Origin of the sequence: Paenibacillus sp. MMS18-CY102 (assembly GCF_009789195.1) — a bacterium.
GTDB lineage: Bacteria > Bacillota > Bacilli > Paenibacillales > Paenibacillaceae > Paenibacillus_T.
Genome location: NZ_WSTC01000013.1, coordinates 1 through 22,686, shown reverse-complemented (window position 1 = coordinate 22,686; position 22,686 = coordinate 1). Strand labels below are relative to the sequence as shown.

Sequence of the window (22,686 nt, the reverse complement as noted above, 5' to 3'; positions counted from 1 at the left end):
AATTGAGTGTTAGAATCATGAAAATGATCATTTCGTTCATTTTTATTGTCATAATCGATCAAATGGAATACAATAAAATCAAATGATCATATGGAGGGTGTCCAACATGAATATACGTGTACTCGACTCACAAGAACAGCTAGATGACATTGCAGCCGAATATTTGGTTGGCGCAGTAGAGCGCCGTCCAGATGCCGTGCTCGGTTTAGCAACAGGCTCGACACCGATCGGCATTTATGAAAAAATGGTAGAGAAGCATCGCAACCGCCACATCTCGTTCCGTGAAGCGACGACGTTTAATCTCGACGAATATGTCGGCCTCGACCCTGATCATGAACAAAGCTATGCTTCCTATATGCACAAGCATCTGTTCCAATATATCGATCTGCCTGAAGCGCATGCCCATCTTCCGAACGGCATGGCCCCTTCACTCGAAGAGGAATGCAAGCAATATGAACGTTTGCTCGCAGAGCAGCCCGTCGACATCCAGTTGCTTGGCCTTGGCCATAACGGGCATATCGGCTTTAACGAACCCGGCGATACGCTATCAGGCGATACGCATGCTGTCGTGTTGCAAGAGCGCACACGGGAAGCGAATGCACGATTTTTCAACTCAAAGAATGACGTGCCGACTCATGCCATTACGATGGGCGTCGGCTCCATACTGAAAGCCAAAACAATCATACTTGCGGTACGCGGCGCAGATAAAGCCGACATCGTGCGCGAAGCGTTATTCGGGCCAATTACTACAGATTGCCCGGCATCGCTCCTGCAAACGCATGGCGACGTTATCGTGCTGCTGGACCGCGAGGCGGGAAGGAAGTTGGCGCTTTAATGAAAGCAGATGCCACGCACGAATCATACACCTTTACCAATGTCCGCATCGTAAGCGGCGAACACATTATCGAGGGAAGCATCGTGGTCGAGCATGGCATAATTACGGCTATAGCCGCGGCGGACAGTGCATCAGCAGGCTCTATCCCAGCAGGCACAGTTATTGACGGGCAGGGCGGCTGGCTGCTCCCCGGGTTTATCGACGTCCATGTTCACGGCGGATTCGGCGCTGATTTTATGGATGCCACTGAACAATCCTATGACACAATTACAAAATTCCATGCGTCCCACGGCACCACAGGCATGCTGGCAACAACGGTAACAGCATCGCCTGAGGCGATCGAGGCTGTACTCGAAGCATCAGCCCGCTACCAGGCGGGCGGAATGCCATATGCTGCGCTGTTGGGCGTCCATCTGGAAGGGCCTTTCTTGAGCGAAAAATGGATCGGCGCACAAAATCCAGCTTTCATCGCACCCCCTCGTGCCGACTGGCTGGCTGCATGGGAGCAGCGCTGGCCAGGGCTAATTCGCCAGATGACGCTCGCGCCAGAGAAGGAAGGCTCGCTGCCGCTGGTCGAATGGCTGCGCAAGAACAATATTAACGTAGCTTGCGGCCATACGGATGCTTCCTATGAACAAGTCCTTCAAGCCATCGAAGCAGGCTTGAACCAAGCTGCGCATACGTATAACGCGATGACCGGCCTCCATCACCGATCGCCAGGCACGCTCGGTGCAGTCCTCTCTGAGGATGCCATCTATGCCGAAATCATTCCAGATGGCATTCACGTCCATCCAGCAGCGATACGCGTACTGGCCGCAGCAAAGCCTGCTGACAAGCTTGTCATCATCACCGATGCAATGTCTGCTGCTGGCCTTGGCGATGGCCTATACGATCTTGGCGGTCTAGCGGTTGTCGTATCCGGCGGCATCGCTCGCTTGCAGAAAGGCAACAATTTAGCAGGCAGTACGCTGACGATGAACGGCGCAATTAAGCTAATGGTCGAACAAGTTGGCGTAACGATTCAAGAAGCTAGCCGGCAAGCGAGCGGCAACCCCGCGCAATTGCTCGGCATAGCCGATGCGACTGGCTCCATCGCTGTCGGCAAGCGTGCCGATCTCGTCTTGCTAAACACCCAATGGGATGTCCAGCAAACTTGGGTTGCTGGGCGGAACGTGTGGGCGGCGGACGCTTAACAAAAGCTGTCCCAAAAGCCATTGCCAATGGCTTTTGGGACAGCTTTTCATTTGGTTCAAATGTGTGCCGTTGAAACAAATCTGTACCGGCTTCCTCACCGCAACTCTGCTCTTATTTGCACGCCATTGCATTTTGTACAACGAGAAAGGCACGAACAACCCTCCCCCAAGGTTCCCACTGCACAGTATGCAATGACATCTCCTCACTTCCGCGTTCACGTTGATTCCATTGTACAAACTGCAATGGGAAGCTTCGCGCTTCACGCATCAACGCCACTATAATTACGGCGTGCGTATACCGCACTCTACAGTCTGTACACAAACGCTTCACCAACCGTTGCAGCGCTACAAAAGGGAGTATCCCTCAGCCGTCCGTTGCGGCTGTTGGGACACTCCCTAGTTTAAAAGCCTGTGTCAATCGCATCAAATGCCGTTTATCTGTCGCATAGCTGAACGTCAATGCCAAGGCGGGCAGCCTCGGCTGCAACAGACTGTGTTAGCGGCTCATCGGTTATAAACGAATGGATATGGGATAAAGGCGCAATAGAGAATAGCGAAGTTTTGCCTACCTTCGTATGGTCAAATACCGCAATCGTCAGCTGCGAGCGTGCAATAAGCGCCTTCGCAATTTGTGCTTCTTGCTCTGAGTATGTCGTGATGCCGCCCGTTTCACTAACGCCATCTACGCCAATAAACATTTTGCCGATATTCAGATGGGCAACCATCGCTTCGCCTAGCGGGCCACACAGTTCGAAGCTATTGTGGCGCATCATGCCGCCTGTTACAACGACTTGTACATCGCTGCCCCCAAGTTCCATCGCGATATTAACAGCATTCGTAACGACTGTAATTCCCCGGCGACTCTTAATGGAACGGGCAATGAGATAGTTCGTCGTACCGCCTGACAGCCCGATTACATCACCTTCATTAATCAAAGCAGCCGCCTTCGCAGCGATTCGCTCCTTCTCCAGGTAAGACAGCCCTTCCTTCTCAGCAAAGCTGACGTCCCTTGCAGCGTTCATGCCATCGTACATCGCGCCGCCCATTGTCCGAATAATCGGCTCCGACTTTTCCAGAAGCTCCAAATCCCGTCTTGCCGTCACTTCTGAACAGCCGAATTGCTCGACAATGTCAGCTATCGTAATGCGGCCCGTCCGCTTCAGTTCGTTCAATATGCCATCGCGGCGGCGTTGTCCCTTGGATAGTTGCGAATCTGCCATATTAGCGCTCCACCCACACTTTCCCGTCCAGCCGCTGGGCTGCCGCCTGCCAAGTAGGCAGCGCTTCCCAGTCGCCGCGCATCTGCACCGCGAGGGAACCTGTCACGCTTGCGAGCCGTACAGCCTCGACTGGAGACATCCCCTTGACGATGCCAGATAAGAAGCCCGAACAGAATCCATCGCCAGCACCCACCGTATCGACAACGTTGTCAGCCGGATAAAACGGAATGGTATCCATCTTTCCCTTGTTGAGAACGACAGTCTGATCATCCTTCGACTTCACGATCGATATCGCCTTCAGCTCAGACAAACGTGCTTTCACATGCTCCCAATCGCTCGTCTCATACAGCAGTTGGAGCTCGTCCCAGCCTGGCAAGAAATAATCGGCTTGTGCCGCCATCGGCAGCAGCGTTTCACGTGCTTCCTCAATCGGCCATAGCTTAAGGCGCAAATTCGGATCAAAGCTGACCGGTACGCCTGCTTCCTTAGCAATTTCAACAGCGCGCAGAACGGTACGCCTGCAGCTCTCGCTCAGTGCCATCGTAATTCCCGTCACATGCAGCAGCTTGCTGCCCCGGATATAATCTTCATTGAGATCTTCTGGCGCCATCTGGCTAGCTGCTGAGTTACTCCGATAGTAATGGACAGCAAGCCGCCCTGCCACAGACTCACGGAACATCAGGCCTGTGGATGCTTCTGAACTCAGTTTCGCCCGTGAAACATCTACGCCTTCCCCACGCAGCGCCTTAACGATCATGTGGCCAAAAGGGTCGTCGCCGAGCGCGCCGAACCAACCGACGGATACGCCAAGCCTTGCTGCGCCAATGGCGACATTGCTTTCCGCTCCGCCGAAACCTTGCTCAAGCGACACTGCACGCTCCAGAGCACGATGCTCTGGAGGCATGAACAATGCCATGGATTCGCCGAATGTAATCAAATCTGGTGCCTCTGACTTCATGCTGGACTCCCCCACAACTGGCATCCATTACTGCCAGTTTTCTATCTTACTTATAATCAGGATTTACCATGAAATACAAAATGACCACATAAATGATAAGAATAATGATACTCAACGCGCGTGCTTTGCTAATATGAGCTGCAGCGCTGTGCCCTTCACTAATGGATGTGCCAATTAACTTCAACGGCTTGCCCATAATGCCGCCAAGTGCTGCAATTGCTAAAAATCCAATCGTTACAAGCGCCATCCAGAGCGGTGTGTAGTCGTTTTGGGACATCAGGTATCCGCCCGTCAACAGCTGTACGATCAGAAAATATTGCGCAATCCGGTTAGCCGTATGAAGCCCTGCTGCGAGACCCTCTTGTCCAGCTCCTGTAAGCTTGGTTACTTTGCCGACCAATACAGGCATGAGCAAGTAAACGCCCATTCCAGTTGCACCGATAACATGAAGCAACAACATAATATTGTCCATTCCTTCTACATCCTCCTTGAAAACGTTACCTTTTCTCTATCCCTCTCAGTATACTAAATGATCCGAGAATCGCAAAGCGCATTGCCCATTCTTCACCAAATCGTCAACCCTGCTTTATTCAGCCGCTAGGCTCTTCTTTGCAAGGCAAGCTTTAATCATTAAATAAGTGACCGCGTCAGGAAGCGCCTCTTTGATCGGTTTCAATTTATCGCCGCCAACCTGATCAATCGCATCAAGAATGGCTGCTTCATATTCAACAGGCAAAATGCGAGCCCAGTCCAGCGGCTGCCCTTCCAGTGCTCCACGGATCAAATGCCCCTCAACAGTTACTTCGCTAAGCTCACGCTCCGCCGCAATCTGCTTAACGCTAGCACCTTCGTTGAAAGCTTCTAGTGAAATCAGATGGCTGCCGGAATCGCTTCGGCTCGAAGATCCCGCCGATACCGATGATCCGGAAAAGGCAGTTGAAACGGTGGAGGCTGCCGTGGCTATAATTGACACTGCCGCTGGTGCGTCCAACACCTGCATTGCAGTTGCTGCATTATGCCCGGCTGATGGCGCCGATGATACCGCGGATGCCGAATCCGCGTTGTTCATAGCCTCTCCGCCAACAAACGATTGAATGACCGCCAATACTTCTGCGCCATATTTGTTAGCCTTCGCTGCACCGATACCTTTGACTGTAAGCAAATCCTCCATCGCCTGAGGTGCGGCATCCGCCAGCTCTCGCAAAGTCGCATCAAAGAAGAGCATAAATGGCGGCACCTTCTCGCGGGCCGCAGCAGCTTTGCGCCAATCCCGCAACGCCTCGAACAATGGCGACCCCACAGCAGCTGAAGCTGCCTTTCGTACTGTCGTCCGCATCCGTTGGTGAACACGTTCCCTTCCTTCCAGAACAGGAAGCGCTCCCGCAGCCAACGCAACCGTCGGATACTGCCCCTCGCTCATGCCCAGATACCCCTCTGCGACCAGCCAATACAGCCAATCCGAAATTTCCTTTTCCGGCCAGCGTGAGAATAAGCCGTACGTGGAGTTTCGGTCTAGCCCCCACTCCAATACGCGCTTATCCTTGGAGCCCTTGAGCACCTTGGCTGCTGTCGTTACTCCGAATTTGCCTTTCAACCGAGCTACGCATGACAACGCCTTGAGCGCATCATCCGTTCGGTCCACCTGCTCGCTTCGATCCAAGCAACTGCTGCATTTGCCGCAAGGCTCCACATCAGCTTCGCCAAAATATTCGACGATATATTGCTGCAGGCAGCGCTGCGTCCGCGAATAATTCATCATCATATGCAGCTTGGACATCTGAATCGACTTGCGATCCATATCTCCCGTCCCTTGTTCAATGAGGAACCGTTGTACCTGCACATCCTGCGGCCCAAACAACAAAATGCACTCGCTCTCCTCGCCGTCCCTGCCTGCACGGCCTGCTTCCTGGTAATAGGACTCTACGTCGCCTGGCATCTGCCAGTGCAGCACGAATCGCACATTCGGCTTATCGATGCCCATGCCGAACGCATTCGTCGCAACCATTACCCGCACGTCATCGAAGCGAAACTTCTCCTGCGCTTCCGCCCGTTCGGCATCGCCTAGTCCGCCGTGATATTTGCCAGCAGGCACACCAAGCTTGCCCAGCAACGCATGGACCTGCTCCGTCTCCTTACGGGTCGCCGTATACACGATGCCAGACTGATCAGAGCGATCGGCCATAAACTTACGCAAGAAAGCAGGCTTGTCCGCACCTGTCACTACGGATAGCGATAAATTATCGCGGGCAAATCCGGTCACATGCACATTCGGATTACGCAATCCAAGCATGTCCGAAATGTCGCGCGATACTTCTTGCGTCGCCGTCGCCGTAAATGCCGCTACTAGCGGCCGGTTCTGCATTCGATTAATCCAACCTGCCAATTGCCGGTAGCTCGGCCTAAAATCATGCCCCCACTGCGATACGCAGTGCGCTTCATCGATGGCGATAAGCGGAATATGCATTTGTTCAGACAACGAGGCGAACATCGGCGCATCCAAGCGCTCAGGCGCGACATAGAGCAGCTTGTATTCGCCTTGGAACGCTTGCCTCATCACTTCCCTATATTCAGCTGCACTAAGCGAGCTGTTCAAAAAAGCAGCTTTAACGCCTACGCGATTCAGCGCATCGACCTGGTCCTTCATGAGCGAGATAAGCGGCGACACGACCAGCGTCGTTCCGTCCAGCAGCAGCGCTGGAATTTGATAACAGATAGATTTTCCTCCGCCAGTCGGCAAAATCGCCAACGTATCCGTGCCCTCCATTATGCCGCTAATGATTGCTTCTTGCCCTTTGCGGAATGAATCATATCCGTACACTTGCTTCAATAATCGCCTTGCCTGGTCCAGCAATGTATCCCCTCCTTCTCTAAAACAAAAGAAGACCCTGGCAGTACGCAGCCTGTCAGGGTCTTCCCGATGCTTAATAGTTGTACCTCTATAGTATGGTTATCGGATTAGCCTTGTACAATTTTGATCACGTTACGAACGGACTCTGCGGATTTATCAAGCGCCGCTTTCTCTTCATCTGTCAGGTCAAGCACGAATACCTTCTCGATTCCATCGCCTCCGATGATCGTCGGAACGCCCATGAACAGATTGTCATAGCCATACTCGCCTTGGAGCAAAGCGATAACCGGGAGGATACGTTTCTTGTCTTTCAAGATCGCTTCCGTCATCTGAACGAGCGAAGCGGCCGGTGCGTAATAGGCACTGCCATTGCCAAGCAAGCTAACGATTTCACCGCCGCCAACGCGTGCGCGTTGCACGATCGCTTCAATGCGATCAGCAGGAATCAGCTTCTCGATTGGGATGCCAGCAACGTTCGAAAAACGAACGAGGGGAACCATATCATCGCCATGGCCGCCGAGCACGAAGCCGCGAACGTCTTCAACCGATACGTTCAGCTCCTGCGCAATAAATGTACAGTAGCGAGCCGTATCAAGCACGCCAGATTGGCCAATTACACGGTTTTTTGGGAAGCCGAGCGCTTGATAAGCCACATAAGTCATCGCATCTACCGGGTTGGAAAGAATGATCACGATGCTGTTCGGGCTCGTCGCCTTGATATTCTCACATACGGATTTCACAATGCCCGCATTCGTGTTCACAAGGTCATCCCGGCTCATGCCTGGTTTACGGGCGATACCCGCCGTAATAATAACCACGTCAGAATCTTTCGTATCGCCGTAATCCGACGTCCCCGTAATTTTCGCGTCAATGCCTTGAACCGGCGTCGACTCAAGCATATCAAGCGCTTTGCCCTTAGTAGGGTTCTCGAGTTGCGGAATGTCGACCAACACCACATCGCCAAGTTCCTTCTGCGCAAGCATCAAAGCCGTCGTAGCCCCAGTAAACCCAGCGCCAACAACCGTGATCTTATTCCGTCTAATCGCCATCGCAGCACAACCTCCTGTGGATATTGTAAGTGCTTCTCTTTTAAGCCATGTCAGTCCTGCCCTAGTCCAATGCATAAATGCATCCAGCATAAATGCAAATTCCAAACGCCCTACCAACCACACCAGCACGCAACACCACAATCCGCACGAACCACCCTAATCCAAAAAGCCCCCTCACTTGCACGCCCAAAAGCGTGTCAGATCCCCTTCCCACTAGGGAAGGGGATCTGACGAAAGCGGCTCCCAGCACCCCCATCCCCAAGCGCATCATCCTCTCGATACCTTCCGGTGTCAAGAGGGCGAAGCCCCTTGGAGTCCCCCTTCCAAGGAAGGGGGATTTAGGGGGATGGCCTCAATTACATATTTGCGATAACTTGATTAGCGAACTCCGAGCACTTCACTTCTTGCGCGCCTTCCATCAGGCGTGCGAAGTCGTACGTTACTGTTTTGTTGTTGATCGACGTTTCCATGCCTTTGTAGATCAGGTTAGCCGCTTCTTGCCAGCCGAGGTGCTCAAGGAGCATTACGCCGGACAGGATTACCGAACCTGGGTTAACTACGTCTTTATCTGCATATTTAGGAGCCGTACCGTGCGTTGCTTCGAAGATCGCATGGCCCGTCAGGTAGTTGATGTTAGCGCCTGGAGCGATGCCGATGCCGCCTACTTGCGCAGCGAGGGCGTCGGACAGGTAGTCGCCGTTGAGGTTCAACGTAGCGATTACGTCGAAGTCCGTAGGACGCGTCAAAACTTGTTGCAACGCGATGTCTGCAATTGCGTCTTTTACGATGATTTTGCCAGCATCTTCAGCCGCTTTTTGAGCTGCGTTAGCTGCATCTGTGCCTTGCTCTTCTTTGATGCGGTCATATTCGCTCCAAGTGAATGTTTGTGCAGCGAATTCTTTCTCTGCGACTTCATAGCCCCAGTTTTTGAACGCGCCTTCCGTGAATTTCATGATATTGCCTTTGTGTACGAGCGTTACCGATTTGCGTTTATGCTCAATTGCATACTCGATCGCTGCACGAACAAGGCGTTTTGTGCCTTCTTCGGATACTGGCTTGATGCCGATGCCCGATGTTTCTGGGAAACGGATTTTGTTAACGCCCATCTCATTTTGCAAGAAAGCAAGTACTTTCTTAACAGCTTCCGTACCAGCTTGGTACTCGATGCCAGCGTAGATATCTTCTGTGTTCTCACGGAAAATAACCATGTCTACGAGCTCAGGGCGTTTAACCGGGGATGGCACGCCATCGAAGTAACGAACTGGACGAAGGCAAGTGTACAGGTCAAGCTCTTGGCGAAGCGCTACGTTCAGGGAACGGATGCCGCCGCCGATTGGCGTCGTCAGTGGGCCTTTGATAGCAACGATATATTCGCGGATTGCCGTCAGCGTGTCAGCTGGCAGCCATTCTCCGTAAGTGTTGAATGCTTTCTCGCCTGCAAACACTTCATACCATGCGATTTTTTTCTCGCCTTTGTATGCTTTCTCTACGGCAGCGTCAAGTACGCGTACCGATGCGCGCCAGATGTCACGGCCTGTACCGTCACCCTCGATGAAAGGAATGATTGGGTTGTTAGGCACTTGCAATTTGCCTTCTTGAATCGTGATTTGCTCGCCTTCAGTTGGGAGTGCGAATTTTTCGAGTTGTGGCATGAATGGTTCCTCCTAAAATTTAAATGATTTTTTTTCATAACAAAGCCCGACGGGAAGCCAATGCAACATCGTATATACGATGATACTGACTACCCGCCATGCAGGTCAAGCTATATGGTTATTAACGTTCTGCAATTGGAATGTATTTCGCATTCGCTGGACCCGTATATTCTGCACGAGGGCGAATGAGGCGATTGTTCTCGTATTGCTCAAGAATGTGAGCGGTCCAACCCGACAAGCGGCTGATTGCAAAGATCGGCGTGAACAGGTCGCGCGCGATTCCAAGCGTTGTATATACAGAAGCCGAGTAGAAATCGACGTTTGGTTTCAAGCCCTTTTGGCCTGTTACTAACTCTTCGATTTTAACCGACATTTCGTACAGTTCAAGGTTGTTCTGCTGTTTGCCCAGCTCGCGGGACATCTTCATGAGATGCTTCGCGCGTGGATCGCCGTCTTTGTAGACGCGGTGGCCAAAGCCCATAATTTTCACTTTGTTAGCCAGCTTGTCAGTAATGTATGATTCAACATTAGCGAGCGAGCCGATCTCTTCGAGCATAACCATTACAGCTTCGTTAGCACCGCCGTGCAATGGCCCCTTCAGGGCGCCGATAGCAGACGTTACGCCGGAATAAATGTCCGACAGCGTAGCAACTGTAACGCGAGCCGCGAACGTCGAAGCGTTAAGCTCATGGTCTGCATGAAGCACGAGCGCTTGATCAAGCGCTTTGATCGAAACTTCACTTGGTTCTTCGCCGCTCAGCATATACAAGAAATTGTGGGCAACCGATACGCCCGATTTAGGTTGAATCGGCTCTTTGCCTTGGCGGATGCGAGCGAGCGCTGCGATAACCGTAGGCAATTGGGCTTGCAGCTTGATCGCTTTGCGAACGTTTGCCTCTGGCGACATCTCGTTCGCTTCTGCATCATACAGCCCGAGGCTCGATACAGCCGTACGGAGAGCTGCCATCGAGTTGCTGTTTTTAGGGAAAAGCTTCAGTTGCTCAATCACTTCCGTTGGCACTGGAGCGGATTCACCCAGTTGGCGAATGAGGCCGTCAAGTTCGGATTGGTTAGGCAACTTGCCGAACCAGAGCAGATAAGCGACTTCCTCAAACGTAGCATTTTCAGCGAGCTCATCGATGTTAATGCCGCGATACGTAAGTACTCCGTCGATAATGGAGCTGATGGAAGATGTCGTTGCAACGATACCTTCCAATCCTTTAGTTGCTGTCATGTTTTTCTCTCCTTTAACTTCGGAATTATAAATTAAAAAGGGATCTCATCAGTAATTCAACATTTCAATCATAACGAATTTTGACCCCGAAGTGAACAAATCCAGGCAAAACGGTGAATAGAATTCCTTTATCGACATCATTAAAATTATTTTAGCTCAACGAAATTTCATTATGTAACGTGCATTTATTCAGCCATTCATACAACAATACCCACAACATTGTATCCTTCCCTGATGGCCGTAAAATAAACGATTATTATTCAAGCCCAGCTAGTGGTAAAATGTCGTTACAAGCCGTGTTTTTCAATATTTGCGACGCGGCTGTTACTCAGTTTCGGAGGATTATACATATGACTGAACAACGCATCGGCATTATCGATATCGGCTCCAATTCCATCCGCCTAGCTGTCTATGAACGGACTGCTAATGGCGCGCACCGCGTCATCGATGGCGGCAAACGCCCCGCTCGGTTAAGCGGCGAAATTGATGAGCTAGGCCGCATTCGCCCTGAGAAAATTGACGAGCTAATTGGGATTTTGAACCATTACCGCTTAATTTGCGCCCATCATCGGACTGGCCGCATTCGCGCTGTCGCAACAGCGGCCATTCGCAACGCAACAAACCGCGACGACGTGGTCGAGCGAATGTTGAACGAAACTGGGCTAACCGTCGAAGTGCTCTCTGGAGAGGACGAAGCCCGGTTTGGCTATCTTGGGATGATCAATACGATTGATATCCGGGAAGGATTCTTGATCGATATCGGCGGCGGCAGTACTGAGATTTCCCTGTTCCGCGACCGTACGCTCGTTCAGAGCGTATCGTTCCCATTCGGCTGCGTGAATATGACCCGTGCATTCCAAGGCAGCGACGGGCTGCTCACTGACGACTCCCTGGCCGTACTAGAAAACGCTATCAGCAAAGCACTAGACCAAGAAGCTTGGCTTAGCTGGACGCCTGGACTGCCACTGATCGGCGTAGGCGGGACCGTGCGCGCATTGGGCAAGCTTGATCAAGCCGCCACTCGCTACGCATTCCCGTTAACGCATAATTATGAAATTAGCTCAAGCAACGCTGACGCCATATTCGAGCAGTTGCGAACGATGCCGCTAGACAAGCGCCGTAAAGTGCCTGGCTTATCCAAGGACCGCGCCGATGTCATCGTCATCGGAATGGCCATTCTGCGCGTCGTCCATCGCAAACTGCGTTCAACGCATTATCTCATCTGTGGCGCTGGGCTTCGCGACGGGCTGTTTTTTGACACCCGCTTTACGAATCAATCCCGGCTCGACGATGTGCTCGGCTATAGCGTACGCAACCTGAGCCTGCTGCATCCCGAAGCGCCGCAGCCGCATCTTATGCAGGTGAACCGGTTATCGATGCAGTTGTTCGATTCGCTTAAGCGGCAAGCTTCTTTGCCGGCTCGAACCGAAGTGTGGCTAGACGCCGCATCTTCCCTGTTCCGTATAGGGGCTTCAATTGATTATCTTCAATATGCGAAGCATACGTTCTACTTAATCGTCAATTCAAACCTGAACGGGCTGACGCATCGAGAAATTGTCTTGATTGCCGCTATCGCATCCTTCAAGAGCAAAAGCCGGTTCCGCCAGCAAGTTGCGGAATATCGGGAGCTGCTCGATGAATCGGACATTGAGATCGTTGCGCAGCTCGGCATGCTGCTGCAGCTGGCCATAGCGCTTGACCGGAGCGAAACGCAGTCCATCGGACGCCTTGCCATCAGCCTGTCCCAAGGAACATTGAAGCTCGATGCCCTCACATGCAGCGGCCCGCTCGATGTTGAGCGGGCCGAGGTCGAAGAGCTATCCAAAGATTTTCGTAAAGTATGGCACTGCACGCCTGTGCTTTATTCACCCTATATCGTGTAAACCAGGCACGCAGCCTATTCGTAGGTTTTCCACAATGGAATTTGTTTCGCTATGAATTGGCTGCGCATCGGTGACAGTTCGTTCGCCACTCGCCCGTACGCGCCTGTAGACAACAGTTCATGCGCCTTCACGTTATCTTGCAGGTTTAAGTAGAGCATGTTCTTAATCATGCTTCGCAGCCGCTCGTCGAATACAGGGCATAGCAGCTCGATTCGACGATTGAGGTTGCGTGTCATCCAGTCCGCACTGGACAGGTACACCTCTTCTTCCCCACCGTTCGAAAATACCATAAGCCTTGAATGCTCCAAGAAACGATCGACAATGCTAATGACACGAATGTTCTCGCTTCGTCCTGGAACGCCTGGCCGCAGGCAGCAAACGCCCCGGACGATCAATTCAATCTTCACGCCAGCTTGGGAAGCTTCATACAGCTTATCGATCATCTCTTGATTGGACAACGAGTTCATCTTTGCAATGATATGGGCTGGCCTTCCAGCAAGCGCATGGTCCTTCTCCCGGTCAATAAGCGCGTACAGCTTCTCCTTCAGTGAAGTCGGCGCAACGCCGAACGCACGCCACTCATAAGGCGCGGAATAGCCTGTCATCTCGTTGAACAATGCGGAAGCATCCTCCCCGATAACGGGATGGGAAGTGAACAAGCCCACATCCGTATAAAGCTTGGCTGTATTATCATTGTAGTTGCCTGTCCCAACATGCACATAACGCCGCAAGCCATCCTGTTCGCGCCGAACGACAAGCAGGATTTTGGCATGCGTTTTGAGCCCGATCAAGCCGTATACGACATGGCAGCCCGCTTTCTCAAGCTGTCTTGCCCATGCAATATTCCGTTCCTCATCGAACCTCGCCTTCAGTTCCACAACGACGGTAACCTGCTTGCCCGATTCCGCGGCCTTCGCCAGCGCCTGCACCAGCTCAGACTGCCCGCTCACCCGGTACAGCGTCATTTTGATCGCCAACACTTCTGGATCATAAGCGGCTTGAACCAGAAAATCAGTGACTGCCTCAAACGACTCATACGGATGGTATACGAGAACATCGCGCTCCCGCACCACTTGAAACATATCATCGTCATCGTCAAACTCACGCGGATAAACGGGATCAATCCGCTCGAACCGCAAATTATCATAGTTCGGAAGCGATGAACTGAACCGCATAAGGAAGCTTAAATCAAGCGGGCCATCGATCTCGATCACATTATCGCCGACTTCAAGCTCATCCTTCAGCATTTCGAGGGAATAAGGGTGCATCCCCTTATCCACTTCAAGCCGAACGGTCATCCCCCAGCGGCGCCGGCGAATTTCCTTCTCGATCTCCTCGAGCAAATCTTCTGCGCCTTCTTCATTCAATGCAAGATCCGCGTTGCGCGTAATTCGGAACGGATGTACAGCGAACGTTGTATATCCTTTGAACAGCGTTTCAATGTGTTTCTCTATGAGATCCTCTAGCAATATAAATTCGGATCGCTTGCTGCCGCTGCGTACCGGCAATGCGACATGCCGAGGCAGGATCGACGGCACCTGAACGATTGCAAAATACGGCTCCTCATCATCGGGCTCGCTCTCCTTGCGCAGCAAGACTGACAGGTAAAGCTCCTTCGTATGTACAAGCGGAAACGGCCGGCTCTGGTCGACGGCCATCGGGGTTAGCACAGGGAAAACAATATCGTGAAAATAGCGCTCCATCGCCGCTGCCTGCGATTGGTTCAGCTCCTCCGTGGAACGGAACACGATGCCTTCCTTCGCAATGCCTCGAAGCACTTCACGGTATGTACGGTACTGGTCATTAACCATCTGCGCCGTTCGCTTGATGAGCCTTTTCCAAAGCCCAGCTGGCGTGTAGCCAGTAAAATCAATTTTCGTATAGCCAGCCTTCATCTGGCTTTGGAGGCCAGCAACGCGAACACTCATGAACTCGTCCAAATTGCTGGACACGATTGCAAGAAACTTCGCACGCTCCAACAAAGGTGTTGTCGGATCCTGAGCCTCGCTCAGGACACGCCTATTGAATTCGATCCAACTCAGATCGCGATTAACATAGTGGGACATATGTTTAGTAGTCATCTTACGTTCCCCCGTTCTTTGTCCTCATTATGGCTGTCGAATGTTCGTCTTATGTTAACGAATTGTAAATACCATGTAAATCCACATCTAATCATATAATGATTCGTGAGATTATAAAGCCCACTTTGGTAAATGCTGCTCTTTCATGATAAACTTTTTGTATTGTTCTATGACGATGGAGGTGCGACTATTGAACCGAGTTATTGCAATGCGAGTATGGCGAAGCGTCTTCGTAGCTGTCATGCTCGTATTATTTATTCTTGCAGTTATGTATGTAACGCCGCTCGTCTATCCATTTCTCATCGGCTGGATTTTAGCTTATGCCCTTAATCCACTCATTCGATTGCTGCAAAATAAAGCACGTTTGCCGAGGTGGCTGGCCGTTACGCTCTCCCTGCTCTTATTCGTAGCAGCAGCCGTTACCGTCGTATCTGCACTCATCACGCGGATCGTAGCGGAAATCATTCATCTATCCCAATCGATTAATGGCACGATTAATTGGTGGAGAGATGAATTTAACAAATTTATAGACACGCCGGAAATGCAGGATCTCATCAATAAAATTAGCGCCTTCTATAACGAAAATCCGAAATATCAGCAGCCCATTAACGATAAAATTGCGGATACCGCTAATTTGCTGGCACAGACCAGCTCTGATTTAGTCACCCACTTCTTCAACGGCCTTTCCGCCCTGCTTATTTCACTGCCGAATGTACTGACCATTATGGTCGTCGTGCTGCTGTCTGCGTTCTTCATTGGGAAAGACTGGAACAAGCATGCGGCAAAACTAAGCGGCTGGCTGCCGGGGGGCATTCGCAAGTCCTTATCAACCGTCTGGGCTGATTTGCAAAAAGCGCTGTTCGGTTATCTGCGCTCCCAGTTCATTATGATTTCAATTACAGCTGTCGTCGTCATTATCGGCCTGCTCCTGCTAGGCGTTCAATATGCAATCACCATCGGCCTATTAATCGGCTTAGTTGACCTTTTGCCTTACCTTGGCGTAGGCGCCGTCATGGTCCCATGGATCGCTTACACATTCCTGTATGGCGATTTATCGCTTGGAATTGGGCTATCCATTCTCTATGGCGTAATTCTCGTCGCACGGCAAATGATTGAGCCTAAGGTGCTGGCAAGCAGTGTCGGGCTTGACCCGCTGCCTACGTTAATCGCCATGTTCGTTGGCCTAAAGCTGTTCGGCGTGTTCGGCCTAATCATTGGGCCTGTGTCACTCGTTATTCTATTCGCCTTCCACCGGGCCAACGTCTTCCGGGATTTGTACCACTTTGTAATGAAAGGCTCCAAGTAGTAACCAAATCCTACTGCTACTCTAATGCAACAACAAAAGCCGGGCGAATGCCTGGCTTTTGCTGTATTATTGCGATTTCGCGCATGAGACCACTCCCGCTACCATCGTCCAATTGTAAACGTCGTGCCACCGCCTCTGCCATTGCTGCTGCCGCCACCGCCCCGCATTTTACGCTCAATGAATTGCAGCATAACGCGGCGGTACAGGGGACGAGTGAATGGAATGAGCAGTGTCAAGCCAACAATATCCGAGATAAAGCCTGGAATCATGAGCAAGAGCCCTCCTGCCAAAATGCAGAGCCCATCCAAAATAGCATGGCCCGGCGGTTGCCCTTGCTGCATGAGCCGTTGAACTTCCATCCAAGCTTTACGCCCCTCCGCCTTAGCAATGTAAAAACCGCCAAAGCCTACAAGTAGCAGCAGCAATAATGTTGTACCGCCGCCTAACCACGACCCAACCGTCACAATCGTCCACAGTTCTAATGCTGGAATAATAATTAGCAATGCCAACAGCCATTTGCGCAAGGCTGTCACCTCCATCGTTAAAGTTGTTTCATGCTGTAACTAGGTGGACTGGGCAACAACCTGAGCCAATTTATCATATAATTCCGGAAACGCCCGTTCAAGCCTTGTCGGCTTAAATGCCGAATTAACCCACATATGCCGCGTCCCGCCTGCTGCTAACAGCTCGTATGGCTCCAAAGCTTGAGAGGACTCAAGCCTGCTTCCAGCTTTCAAACAAAGCTCCGAACCGCGCCTAATCTGGGATTCGAACGAGATACGGATCGAAGAATAGTCCACAATTCGCGTGCACACCAGAACGATATCATCGTAGCGTGCAGGCGATACATACTTGCAATCGATGTCGATCACCGGCAGGAGCAAGCCTGCTGCCTCGATTTCCCGATAGGCGAAGCCCGCATGACGTATAAGCTCCGTACGCCCGATTTCGAACCAAGTTAAATAATTGCCATGGAACACTACGCTCATCTGATCGGTTTCCTCATAGCGAACCCGAAGCGGAAACACATGCCAGCGCCTCTGCTCATTACTCATCTTCTCACCTGCCAATGGCCTAATATTCAGCCGGCTATACACGCCCGGCCCGAATGGTAGAAAGAGCGACGGGCACAGTGTCCGTCGCTCTTCTCGTTGGTTCATTATACTGCCTAAAGTACGTTATAGTACTTTGGATTGTCCCGTGTAAATAACGCCAGTCTCCGCATAAAGCGTTACTTCCATGCCGTCCTTGAGCAGCTCTGTTGCTTGCTCAATGCCAAGGATGGCTGGAATTCCAACGTTCAGGCCAACGACAGCCGCATGGCTCGTAATGCCGCCTTGTTCCGTCACGATAGCCGCTGCCTTTTGGATCGCTGGCATATAATCCTTGTCCGTCGAAATCGTAACGAGAATCGAGCCTTCCGTCGTTTTTGCGTTCGCTTCTTCAGCCGAACGGGCAACGACAACTTTGCCCTTCGCGGATAACGTGCCGATTCCTTGGCCCTTAGCGATAAGCTCGCCAATATGGTGGATCTTGATCAAGTTCGTCGTTCCGGAGCGGCCAACAGGCACGCCTGCCGTAATGACAACCGTATCGCCCAAGCCAACAGTGCCCGTGCTCAGCGCACCGCTTACTGCCGTTTCGAACATTTCGTCCGTCGTGCTCGCTTCGCTGCCGAATGCAGGGATAACGCCCCATACAAGCGCTAAACGACGCATAACCGATTCATTCGGCGTTACAGCAATAATCGGCGATTTCGGACGGTACTTGGATACCATACGAGCTGTGAATCCGCTTTCCGTGGACGTAATGATCGCTCCAGCTTGCAGATCAAGCGCAGAGTTTGCAACCGCTTGGCTGATTGCTTCTGTAACCGATGTTTGCTGCGCATTCGCTTGCTTGATGAACAGCTCGCGATATTCAAGCGCTGACTCGGCACGCTCAGCAATACGGGACATCGTTTGAACCGATTCTACCGGATATTTGCCGGCAGCCGTCTCACCGGAGAGCATGATCGCACTCGTGCCGTCGAAGATCGCGTTCGCAACGTCACTTGCCTCAGCGCGCGTTGGGCGCGGGTTGCGTTGCATGGAATCGAGCATTTGCGTTGCCGTAATAACCGGCTTGCCTACACGATTACATTTTTCGATCATTTGCTTCTGTACGAGCGGCACTTCTTCAGCAGGAATTTCTACGCCGAGGTCGCCACGCGCAACCATCAGGCCATCGGACACTTCAAGAATTTCATCGAGGTTATCAACGCCTTGTTGGTTCTCGATTTTCGAAATGATATGGATATGGCTGCCGTTATGTTTCTCAAGCAGCTCACGAATTTCGAGCACGTCACTAGCTTTGCGAACGAATGAAGCTGCGATGAAGTCGATGCCTTGTTCAATGCCGAATACGATATCAGCAGCATCCTTCTCGGTAATGCCTGGCAGCGAAATGTTCACGCCCGGAACGTTAACGCCCTTCTTGCTCTTGATCTGGCCGCTGTTGACGATCCGGCAATGGATTTCAGTGCCTTCAATACCTTCAACCGTAAGGCCGATCAGGCCATCGTCAATCAGAACCGTCGATCCTACCGTAAGATCCTGCGGCAAGTTTTTGTACGTAACTGGAATACGCGTAATGTCGCCGAGAATCTCTTCCGTCGTAAGCGTAATCGCTTCGCCTGCTTCGAGCTCAATCGGCTCTTCTTTCAGCTTGCCCAGACGGATTTCGGGACCTTTGGTATCGAGCAAAATCGCAACCGTCTTGCCAAGTTCCTGGCGCGCTTGCTTCAGGTTTTTGATGCGGTTGCCATGCTCCTCGAAATCACCATGCGAGAAGTTAAGGCGAGCAACGTTCATGCCAGCCTCGATCAGCTTCTTCGTGTTTTCGAGCGATTCGCTAGATGGCCCAATCGTACATACGATTTTTGTTTTACGCATGATTACATTCATTCCTCCGTTATAGGAAACATTCCTGTCTAATCTTCAGCCTAACCTACCCTATAGGATTCGGCGAAGCTTTGTACAGTGTAATTTTTGCAAATTATAATCATACTTTAGCAGATTCTTCCAAATTATTCACGTTTGTTAATTCCGCATCCGCAACTGCCCCATCCTGCTCACCTGCTACGGATGCCGCTTCAGGCTCCAACGCCTCGGATGCTTGGCGTTCTTGGAAGTAGCCGATCTTGCGGAACTTATTATAACGGTCCTCAACCAGCTGCTCTGGCGTCAACGCCGACAGCTCCTTCAGATGCCGCCACAATGCGTCCTTAATCGACTCTGCTTGTACGGCAAGATCGCGGTGTGCGCCGCCTTGCGGCTCTGGAATAATCTCTTCGATTATCTCGAATTGCTTAAGATCCTTCGCCGTTATCTTCATCGCTTCTGCCGCCTGGTCAGCCTTAGAAGCGTCTTTCCACAAAATAGAAGCGGCGCCGTTCGGAGATATTGCGGAATAGATCGCATTCTCCAGCATCAGCACACGATTGCCTACGCCAAGCGCAAGCGCACCGCCACTGCCGCCTTCACCGATAACGACACAGATGATCGGAACGCCAAAAGTGGCCATCTCCCGCAAGTTTCGGGCGATTGCCTCCGACTGTCCACGTTCTTCCGCTGTATTGCCTGGGTAGGCGCCTTTGGTATCGATAAACGTGATGATTGGACGTTTAAACTTGTCCGCCTGTTGCATGAACCGAAGTGCCTTACGGAAGCCTTCCGGGTGTGGACTGCCGAAGAAACGGGCAATATTGTCACGCGTGTCCTTGCCGCGCTGATGGCCAACGACCGTTACCGGCACGCCATTCAAACGGGCAATCCCGCCTACAATCGCCAGATCATCCGCGAACAACCGATCGCCATGCAGCTCTACGAAGTCAGCAAAAATCGATTGAATGTAATCAAGCGAAGTCGGGCGCTGGTGATGCCGGGCCAAGTGCATCTTCTGTGCTGGCGACAGTTCGCTATATAATTCATCTTCAAGCTGCTTGCAGCGGAGTTCAAGCCTCGTAATCTCTTCGGAGAAATCGATACCCTTTTCTTGACCAAATCGCTTCAGTTCGTCGACCTTCTTGCGAAGGTCAACAAGCGGTTTCTCAAATGGAAGCTCATTGCCCATCGGACCAATCCTCCCTTACGGTGTGAAGTTCCAGCAGCTTCGCCAGCATCGATTTCAAGTCTTTGCGATGAACGACTTTATCCAATTGCCCATGCTGTAGGTTAAATTCCGCCGTCTGGAAGTTATCAGGCAGCTTCTGGCGAATCGTCTGTTCAATAACGATCCGTCCAGCGAAGCCAATCAATGCGCCAGGCTCGGCCAAGTTAATGTCGCCGAGGCTTGCGAAGCTCGCCGATACGCCCCCAGTCGTCGGGTCTGTGAATACGGAGATGAAGAGCCCGCCATTGCCTTGGAACTTGGCAAGCGCCGCACTCGTCTTCGCCATCTGCATCAGGCTAAGTATACTTTCTTGCATGCGGGCGCCGCCGGATGTCGAGAAGATGATCAGCGGAAGGTTTTTCTGGTCCGCTTGTTCAATCGCTCTCGTAATTTTTTCTCCAACTACCGATCCCATACTGCCTGTGAAAAACTCAAAGCTCATTACAGCTACGATAACCGGGATGCCACCAATCGTGCCTTCTCCCGTCACGACAGCATCGTTCAAGCCTGACTTATCCTTCTGCTGTTTCAGCTTCGCCTCATAGCCTGGGAAGCCAAGCGGGTCAACAGACTCCATCAGTGCGTCAAATTCAAGAAAACTGCCGTCATCGAGCGTCATTCCAATACGTTCCATTGTGGACAATCGGAAGTGATGGCCGCATGACGGACATACTTTGAAGTTCTTTTCCAGTTCTTTGCTAAAGGCGATGTTGCCACACTTCGGGCATTTGTTCATCAAGCCTTCAGGTATATCCTTCTTGGGCCGCTCTTGAACAGGAGCCGGCACGGAAGGAACCGTCGCATATTTCTTCTTATGAAATAAGTCCTTAAACACGTTTGACACCTCTCACGGCGCAGTTATTAGGTCTCTTCATCACGGGTGCAGGATCGAGTTCAGCACTTCCTGAACTTCTTCCAACTCACCGGACGGGACCAGTATTTCGTATTGCTGTTTCGAAAGGTTAATAGGACGCAGCTGCACGAGGAACCCTTCTTCGGTCAATCGGGTTCTAATGTTCTCTGCAATCTTCGTCGTAGGCGCGATATAGATAACCGTCCACATGAAAGGTACCCCCTAAAAACATCGGTATCCAGGCCCTATAATGAATTAATGATAGCATAATTACTCTTCGGGCCGCAACAAAGCCATGTCCACCGAGTCTTCGGGGGCAGCTCTCTAGTTGGTCTCAGGCAAATCGTATCGCGTCGCCTTCGGGTCCTGATGCGCGATTCGCGCAGACGCAGCGGCCGCTAATCCTGCAACGAGATCGTCCAGAAACACGTGAATGCGTTCGCCTTTCAAATTCAGCTGCCGAATAATGCCCGGCTTCACTTTATCAAGGTAACCGAAGCTCGTCAACCCAATCATGCCATATACGTTCGTAATTCCGAGCGCCAGCGTCTCATCTACGCCGTATAGCGATTCGTCATTTTCCATGATCGCTTGAAGCGGTTCAGGCAGCAGCCGGCGCTCCGCGAGCTCATCAAGGGCAATTCCCGTATAAAGGACGTACTGCACCTCCCGCTTGACCAAAACAGCGCGTACGCTTTCATCGCATTGCTCCATAGTCAGATCCGGGTTATACGGCCTTTGCAGCGTGTAGACGATTTCCGCGACATCCGCGACAGATACGCCACGCTTTTGCAGCCAAGCTTCAATTCCGCTCGCCAATAGTCATCCCTCCGTAGCCAGGTATGCAGCGTATACGCTGCCGGCAAGTCGCATCACGGGCAAGTCCCTATAGGAACCGTCCAATGTCTCCTAATGTATGCGGCTAACCAGGCAATTGTGCATAAAAAATAGGACGGGCGACCGGAGACAATCACCAATCACTGGCAGCATCTGGACAAAAAGAACCATAAAAAAAAGATCGCGGCCATTATTTGACCGCGATCGCGCCTTTGCCAAGCAGCGCCTCGATGGCACCGAACAGCTCGGGCGATGGTTTGACGTTGTATTGCTCGCTGAGCGCAAGCGTCTTCTGGCCGCGCTCATAGAACAGCACGGTCGAGAGGGGCCCAGGATGGGCGACAAGCAGCTGCTTGAGCCGCTCGAGCGCGGCCGGATTTTCACGCCCGGCCGCGATTTTCACGTACACCCGCTGCGCGCGCTTGGGCGCTGCGGGTGTCGCGTTTGGCCGCGCAGGCGCGGCAGCTGCAGCGCCTGCGGGCTGGGCTGCGCCTGCGGCGGGCGCTTCGGCTGCGCGCGAAGCTGAGCCGCCTGCGGGCTTCGCCGCCGCAGGCGCAGGCGCCGCTTCGCGGCGCGGTGCGGGCG

20 protein-coding genes are annotated in these 22,686 nt (G+C 52.0%); 4 read left to right on the top strand and 16 right to left on the bottom strand.

The window, feature by feature from the left end; translation table 11 throughout:
* Window positions 1-106 precede the first annotated feature (106 nt).
* Together nagB and nagA are read left to right on the top strand one after the other, a co-directional pair.
* Entirely contained in the window at window positions 107-835 is a 729-nt protein-coding gene (gene nagB, locus GON22_RS11275; protein WP_160396202.1) for a glucosamine-6-phosphate deaminase, read from the top strand.
* Entirely contained in the window at window positions 835-2,028 is a 1,194-nt protein-coding gene (gene nagA / locus GON22_RS11270) for an N-acetylglucosamine-6-phosphate deacetylase (RefSeq protein ID WP_160396201.1), read from the top strand. The genes nagB and nagA overlap by 1 nt, the downstream gene beginning before the upstream one ends.
* 434 nt (window positions 2,029-2,462) lie before the next feature.
* On the opposite strand, the gene GON22_RS11265 is transcribed toward nagA, so the two are convergent.
* The 7 genes from GON22_RS11265 to citZ form a co-directional block, all read right to left on the bottom strand.
* Entirely contained in the window at window positions 2,463-3,248 is a 786-nt protein-coding gene (locus GON22_RS11265) for a DeoR/GlpR family DNA-binding transcription regulator (protein WP_160396200.1), read from the bottom strand.
* Window position 3,249: 1 nt separating this feature from the next.
* The gene (locus GON22_RS11260) at window positions 3,250-4,206 is read right to left on the bottom strand and encodes a sugar kinase (protein WP_160396199.1); all 957 of its coding nucleotides are present in this window, start codon (window positions 4,204-4,206) and stop codon (window positions 3,250-3,252) included.
* A 46-nt stretch (window positions 4,207-4,252) separates the two neighbouring features.
* Entirely contained in the window at window positions 4,253-4,678 is a 426-nt protein-coding gene (locus GON22_RS11255) for a hypothetical protein (RefSeq protein WP_160396198.1), read from the bottom strand.
* A 114-nt stretch (window positions 4,679-4,792) separates the two neighbouring features.
* Window positions 4,793-7,057, bottom strand: coding sequence for a DNA helicase RecQ (recQ, locus tag GON22_RS11250; RefSeq protein WP_160396197.1), 2,265 nt, complete (start codon window positions 7,055-7,057; stop codon window positions 4,793-4,795).
* 104 nt (window positions 7,058-7,161) lie between these two features.
* Window positions 7,162-8,103 carry a malate dehydrogenase gene (mdh, locus tag GON22_RS11245; RefSeq protein ID WP_160396196.1) on the bottom strand — a complete coding sequence of 314 codons (942 nt, stop codon included), beginning with the start codon at window positions 8,101-8,103 and terminating at the stop codon, window positions 7,162-7,164.
* Window positions 8,104-8,459: 356 nt separating this feature from the next.
* Window positions 8,460-9,755, bottom strand: coding sequence for an NADP-dependent isocitrate dehydrogenase (gene icd / locus GON22_RS11240; protein ID WP_160396195.1), 1,296 nt, complete (start codon window positions 9,753-9,755; stop codon window positions 8,460-8,462).
* A gap of 121 nt (window positions 9,756-9,876) precedes the next feature.
* Window positions 9,877-10,989 (bottom strand): citrate synthase, encoded by a 1,113-nt coding sequence (gene citZ / locus GON22_RS11235; protein WP_160396194.1) that lies wholly within the window; start codon window positions 10,987-10,989, stop codon window positions 9,877-9,879.
* Window positions 10,990-11,339: 350 nt separating this feature from the next.
* Between citZ and GON22_RS11230 the strand changes: the two genes are divergently transcribed.
* Window positions 11,340-12,872 (top strand): Ppx/GppA phosphatase family protein, encoded by a 1,533-nt coding sequence (locus GON22_RS11230; protein ID WP_160396193.1) that lies wholly within the window; start codon window positions 11,340-11,342, stop codon window positions 12,870-12,872.
* 14 nt (window positions 12,873-12,886) lie between these two features.
* On the opposite strand, the gene ppk1 is transcribed toward GON22_RS11230, so the two are convergent.
* Complete coding sequence (gene ppk1, locus GON22_RS11225; RefSeq protein WP_160396192.1) at window positions 12,887-14,953, bottom strand: polyphosphate kinase 1; 2,067 nt, start codon at window positions 14,951-14,953, stop codon at window positions 12,887-12,889.
* Window positions 14,954-15,143: 190 nt separating this feature from the next.
* Between ppk1 and ytvI the strand changes: the two genes are divergently transcribed.
* Window positions 15,144-16,259: a sporulation integral membrane protein YtvI gene (gene ytvI / locus GON22_RS11220; RefSeq protein WP_160396191.1), complete on the top strand. Its 1,116-nt coding sequence runs from the start codon at window positions 15,144-15,146 to the stop codon at window positions 16,257-16,259.
* Between the two features lie 98 nt (window positions 16,260-16,357).
* On the opposite strand, the gene GON22_RS11215 is transcribed toward ytvI, so the two are convergent.
* The 8 genes from GON22_RS11215 to GON22_RS11180 form a co-directional block, all read right to left on the bottom strand.
* On the bottom strand, window positions 16,358-16,792 hold the full coding sequence (locus GON22_RS11215) for an FxsA family protein (RefSeq protein WP_336604297.1): 435 nt from the start codon (window positions 16,790-16,792) through the stop codon (window positions 16,358-16,360).
* 30 nt (window positions 16,793-16,822) lie between these two features.
* Window positions 16,823-17,314 (bottom strand): acyl-CoA thioesterase, encoded by a 492-nt coding sequence (locus tag GON22_RS11210; protein ID WP_160396189.1) that lies wholly within the window; start codon window positions 17,312-17,314, stop codon window positions 16,823-16,825.
* A gap of 123 nt (window positions 17,315-17,437) precedes the next feature.
* Window positions 17,438-19,192 (bottom strand): pyruvate kinase, encoded by a 1,755-nt coding sequence (pyk, locus tag GON22_RS11205; RefSeq protein ID WP_160396188.1) that lies wholly within the window; start codon window positions 19,190-19,192, stop codon window positions 17,438-17,440.
* Between the two features lie 109 nt (window positions 19,193-19,301).
* Window positions 19,302-20,372, bottom strand: coding sequence for an acetyl-CoA carboxylase carboxyltransferase subunit alpha (locus GON22_RS11200; RefSeq protein WP_160396187.1), 1,071 nt, complete (start codon window positions 20,370-20,372; stop codon window positions 19,302-19,304).
* On the bottom strand, window positions 20,362-21,246 hold the full coding sequence (gene accD, locus GON22_RS11195) for an acetyl-CoA carboxylase, carboxyltransferase subunit beta (protein ID WP_160396186.1): 885 nt from the start codon (window positions 21,244-21,246) through the stop codon (window positions 20,362-20,364). Before accD ends, GON22_RS11200 begins: the two co-directional genes overlap by 11 nt.
* Before the next feature lie 39 nt (window positions 21,247-21,285).
* Window positions 21,286-21,474 carry a hypothetical protein gene (locus GON22_RS11190; protein WP_006039739.1) on the bottom strand — a complete coding sequence of 63 codons (189 nt, stop codon included), beginning with the start codon at window positions 21,472-21,474 and terminating at the stop codon, window positions 21,286-21,288.
* A 114-nt stretch (window positions 21,475-21,588) separates the two neighbouring features.
* Window positions 21,589-22,083 (bottom strand): phosphatidylglycerophosphatase A family protein, encoded by a 495-nt coding sequence (locus tag GON22_RS11185; RefSeq protein WP_160396185.1) that lies wholly within the window; start codon window positions 22,081-22,083, stop codon window positions 21,589-21,591.
* Between the two features lie 208 nt (window positions 22,084-22,291).
* The gene (locus tag GON22_RS11180; protein WP_160396184.1) at window positions 22,292-22,504 is read right to left on the bottom strand and encodes a hypothetical protein; all 213 of its coding nucleotides are present in this window, start codon (window positions 22,502-22,504) and stop codon (window positions 22,292-22,294) included.
* Window positions 22,505-22,686: the final 182 nt, after the last annotated feature.